The sequence below is a fragment of the uncultured Abyssibacter sp. genome (assembly GCF_964000955.1).
Lineage (GTDB): Bacteria > Pseudomonadota > Gammaproteobacteria > Nevskiales > OUC007 > Abyssibacter.
In genome coordinates this window covers 1-4,498 of record NZ_CAXFCL010000172.1, presented here as the reverse complement: position 1 = coordinate 4,498, position 4,498 = coordinate 1, and the positions used below count along the sequence as shown (strand labels likewise).

6 protein-coding genes are annotated in these 4,498 nt (G+C 64.7%); 5 read left to right on the top strand and 1 reads right to left on the bottom strand.

What is annotated here, in order from left to right:
* The 5 genes from ABNS06_RS08330 to tatC form a co-directional block, all read left to right on the top strand.
* On the top strand, nucleotides 1-564 hold a 564-nt coding region (locus ABNS06_RS08330; RefSeq protein ID WP_348673832.1), incomplete at its 5' end, for a HisA/HisF-related TIM barrel protein.
* 53 nt (nucleotides 565-617) lie between these two features.
* A complete protein-coding gene (locus tag ABNS06_RS08325; protein ID WP_348673830.1) occupies nucleotides 618-950 on the top strand; it encodes a phosphoribosyl-ATP diphosphatase in 333 nt (110 codons plus the stop codon).
* Nucleotides 951-952: 2 nt separating this feature from the next.
* Nucleotides 953-1,207: a Sec-independent protein translocase subunit TatA gene (gene tatA / locus ABNS06_RS08320; protein ID WP_348673829.1), complete on the top strand. Its 255-nt coding sequence runs from the start codon at nucleotides 953-955 to the stop codon at nucleotides 1,205-1,207.
* 19 nt (nucleotides 1,208-1,226) lie between these two features.
* Complete coding sequence (gene tatB, locus ABNS06_RS08315) at nucleotides 1,227-1,538, top strand: Sec-independent protein translocase protein TatB (protein ID WP_348673827.1); 312 nt, start codon at nucleotides 1,227-1,229, stop codon at nucleotides 1,536-1,538.
* Nucleotides 1,531-2,298 carry a twin-arginine translocase subunit TatC gene (gene tatC, locus ABNS06_RS08310; protein WP_348673825.1) on the top strand — a complete coding sequence of 256 codons (768 nt, stop codon included), beginning with the start codon at nucleotides 1,531-1,533 and terminating at the stop codon, nucleotides 2,296-2,298. The genes tatB and tatC overlap by 8 nt, the downstream gene beginning before the upstream one ends.
* Here tatC and ABNS06_RS08305 read toward each other — a convergent pair.
* Nucleotides 2,276-4,498: protein kinase (locus ABNS06_RS08305; RefSeq protein WP_348673824.1), on the bottom strand; the 2,223-nt coding region annotated here is incomplete at its 5' end. The two genes, tatC and ABNS06_RS08305, sit on opposite strands and share 23 nt — an antisense overlap.

Here is a 4,498-nt window from a genome sequence, read left to right as displayed (position 1 = left end):
TACATCCCCTTGACCGTAGGCGGCGGCGTGCGGACCAATGCGGACGTACGCGCGCTGCTCAACGCGGGTGCGGACAAGGTGTCGATCAACACCGCGGCGGTGGATCGCCCCGAGTTCGTGTCAGAGGCCGCCGAGCGTTACGGCTCGCAGTGCATCGTCGGTGCGATCGACGCGCGGCGCCCGAAGAAGAAGCGAAAGCAGGATGACGCGCCGACCGGCTGGCACGTCTATACCCACGGCGGCCGCAAGTCGACCGGCATGGACGCGGTGGAATGGGCGCAGCGCCTGGTCGAGCTGGGCGCCGGCGAGATCCTGCTGACCAGCATGGACCGCGACGGCACCAAGGAAGGCTTCGATGTCGACCTGACCCGCGCCGTGGCGGATGCCGTGCCGGTGCCGGTGATCGCATCGGGTGGGGTCGGCGCGCTGGACGACTTGTATGATGGCCTTGTCGCGGGCCATGCCGATGCCGTTCTCGCCGCCAGCATCTTTCACTTCGGTCAGTACACCGTCGGCGAGGCCAAGGATTTTCTTGCCGAGCGCGGGGTGCGGGTCCGACGCTAGCCGCCGCCAACGCGCGCTGGCGTCACGATTCTGCAACCTGCAGGCTGTGCAATATGAACGCTTCCGACATTCTCACGCAGCTCACCCAGACTTTGGTGGAGCGACGTGATGCCTCCCCGGATGAATCCTATGTCGCCCGCCTGCACGCGGGTGGAGCGGCGGCGATCGGCAAGAAGGTGGGCGAGGAAGCGGCGGAAGTGATCATCGCGGGTCTGGACGACCAGCCCGAGGCACTGGTCCATGAAGTGGCCGACCTCTGGTTTCACACGATGGTCCTGTTGAATCACCATGGACTGGACGCGACCGCGGTGCTCGCAGAATTGCAGCGCCGCTTCGGCGTGTCCGGTCTGGACGAAAAGGCGGCAAGGGCCGCGGAGGGCAAGTAATCATGGGTCTAGGCGGCATCAGCATGTGGCAGCTTCTGATCATTCTGGCGATCGTGCTGCTGGTCTTCGGCACCAAGCGTGTCCGGAACCTGGGCGGTGATCTCGGCGGAGCGATCAAGGGCTTCAAGTCGGCCATGAAGGAAGGCGAGGAGGAGCAGGCGAAGTCCGACGACGACGCCGATCCGGCGTCGATCTCGGCCGATAAGTCGGAATCCGCCGAGGAGACGACCAAGACCGGCGAGCGGCAATCCTCCTGATTGCCGCGCAGGTTCCGTCATGTTCGACATCGGCTTCTGGGAACTGCTGCTGATCTTCAGCATCGCGCTGATCGTGCTCGGCCCCGAGCGTCTGCCGAAGGCGGCGCGCACGGTGGGGCACTGGACTGGTCGCGCCCGCGCCTTCGTGCGCAATCTGACCACCGAACTGGAGCGGGAAACCCGCAAGTCCGAGGCGGCCCGATCCTTCGCCGAGGCCAAGCGGGTCATGCAGCAGTCCGTCACGGATCTGGACAAGCAGGCGGACGACGATGGGTCGACCTCGACATCTTCGCAGGAAAAGGCCTCCAAGCAGGCTGCGTCAGGTGAGTGAGACGCTGGGCGGCGATGCGCCGCTGCTGTCCCATCTGCTGGAACTGCGCGGTCGCCTGATCAGGGCGATGGCCGGCGTGTTGCTGGTGTTTCTGCCGCTGGCCTTCTTCGCGCAGGAAATCTTCTCCTATCTGGCGGTGCCGCTGCTGGCGCAGATGCCGGCCGGCACCAGCATGATCGCGACCGAGGTCGCAGCGCCGTTTCTGACCCCGTTCAAGCTCGCGATGCTGCTGGCGGTGGTGCTGTCCATGCCCTGGATTCTCTACCAGGTCTGGGCGTTCGTCGCCCCGGGCCTGTACAAGAGCGAGCAGCGTCTGGCGGTGCCGCTGCTGCTGTCCAGCACCCTGTTGTTCTACCTGGGCATGGCGTTCGCCTACTTCGTCGTGTTTCCGCTGATCTTCGGGTTTCTGGTGTCCGTGGCGCCCGAAGGCGTGGCGGTGATGACCGACATCAGCCGCTACCTGGATTTCGTCATCAAGCTGTTTCTCGCGTTCGGGGCCGCGTTCGAGACGCCGGTCGCGATCGTGCTGATGGTCTGGGCCGGGTTCACCACACCGGGGCAACTCAAGGCCAAGCGCCCCTACGTGCTGGTCGCCGTGTTCGTCATCGGCATGCTGCTGACCCCGCCGGACATCGTCTCCCAGACCCTGCTGGCCCTGCCTGCCTACATCCTGTTCGAGATTGGCATCATCGCCGCTCGCATGCTGGTGCCGGGATCGAAGCAGGTCGACGAGCAGATCAAGGCGGGTGAGCGTGAGTAGCGACGCTCGGGTTTCTCGGGTCTAGGGTGAGTTTGCTGCGCGCGGTCTCCAGGCATCCCTGATATTTCTCGATCGCCTCCGGATCGCCGTGCAGTTTCCCAAGTTGCGGGATTGCGGCTTCCAGTAGCACGACCGCTTCGGCATATTTCCCTTTCCCCAGCAGCGCCTGACCACGAATCGCATTGAGACGCGCCGCCCACTCGGGTTCACCTTGCGCCGCGGTCAACTTGGTCGACTCCAGGCCGTCCAGCAGGGCAAGGCTGTGATCATATTGCCCTTCGTCCGCATGGGCTTCCGCCGCGAACACACGAAACGCCTGTGAGGCGGCGTCGTCGTTGCCGCTGGCGATCCGGAGGGTTTCTCCAACCTCTTCAACGAGGGCCAGCCCCACCGCCTGATCGCCGCATTCGTATTCCTTGAAGCCGAGATTTCCTTTCTCGATCAGCGAGAAGCGATTGTCCGCGCCGACGAACCGGGCCGCATCCGCGCTGACTTGCCGCATGAGCTCGAGAGACTGTTCGCAGTTGCCGGCCTCATCGTGGATCGCCGCCAGTTGAGAGCGGACCAGCAACTGCGTCCTCCAGGCATGAGTGACGGCGATCGCGCTTTCCAGAGCGGACTCGGCGGCTCGCGCGGCCTCATCGTATCGACGCAGTGACCGGAGGCTGCGTGCCAGCATGAGTTGAACATTCGCCTGAAGTTCCTGGCCGCCTTCGGTTGGCGTCAGCGCCATTTCCCGCAGCAGGGATTGCGCCTGTTCCATGGCGGCTTCGGGTTTTCCGACGCGGATGAGCGCTTCGGTGATCTGTGATTGCACGCTGAATCGTTCCAGCCGGGCGTGCGGGCGCAACCGCAGGAGCAGCGCGGCGGTTTGTTCCAGATAGGGCAGTGCCAGCGTCGGTTCCAGCTTGATCGCGTAGTAGCTGCCGTAGGCGCGTGTCGCCAGCAGCGCGAGCTCCGGGTGGTCTTCCAGCCGTTCCCCGGCCAGTGCATCCGCACGCTCCAGGGTCGCCTTCGTCAAGCTGAAGGACGCGGTGTCCTCGGCATAGGCTTGTGCCTGCGCCAGGTTGTACAAGGCCTCGGCGGTACGAAGATCGCCTTCGCCATGCGCCGCCTCGCTGCTCGCCACCGCGTGCTCAAAATAGTCCATGGCATCCGGGAACTGGCGGATGGTGAATGCCGCGTCCCCCATTGCCTGCCAGACCGCGGCCTCGATCGCGGGTTCGTTCGCGAAACGCTGTTCAACCTGGACGGAGGCAAGCTTCAACAATTCCTGAACAGTGGGGTTTTTTTCGAAACCAGCGCGACCCGGGTTGGCGCCCCCGATGATGTCGTCGGTCAAGAATGCGACCGTGGCCTCGGCGCGTCGTCGCTCCTGTTCCGCTTCGACGCGAGCACGATCACTCTGTTCGAACAGCCATAGCGTGGCCGCCAAACCGGCGATGAGGATGCCGATGGTCGCCGCAACCCAGGGTCGCCTGGCTTTCGTGCGCTCCAGGGCCGCCGCCGCGGTTCGGGCCTGTCGTTCCGCATCAGCGATGCGCTGGCTTTCGTTTCGACGTGATTCCAGCGTTCGCAGCCGTTTGGTCAACTCCGACACGTTCGGTAGCCGCCGCGCCGTATGACCGTCGGTCGCGCGGGCGACGTCTTCTCGGAGCAGTTCATCGCCGACATCGCGCTCCCACCCCGGCGCCATCGGGCGGGACAGGTCGCCAACGAGTATCTGATACAGCATGACGCCCAACGCGTAGACATCGCTTTGCACCGTCGGCGCCTGCCCCGCGACAAGTTCGGGTGCCAGATAAAGCGGTGTGCCGCTGCTGGAGCTTCCACCAATGCCCTGGGTCAGCGTTAGCCCCAGGCTGGTGATCCCGAGCTCGTCCAGTCGTCCGGGCTCCAGCAGCCGGCTGCTGCCGAAGTCGGTCAGGCGTGGGTGCCAGGCGCCGTCTTCACCGGTGACCAGCACGTTGCCGGGTTTCAGGTCCTTGTGCAGGACGCCGACGCTGTGCGCGGCGGCGACGGCTTCGCAAATCCGGATGAAGAACGCCAGGCGCTCCTCCAGAGACATCTTGCCGAGCGCATCACCGGTTTGCGCCCAATCCGAAAGGTTTTGTCCGCCGTACTCGCACTCGAGAAAGAACGGAGCGGTCTCGAAGTTCCAGTCGATGATGCGAACGAAATCGTCACGCTCCCCCAGGCT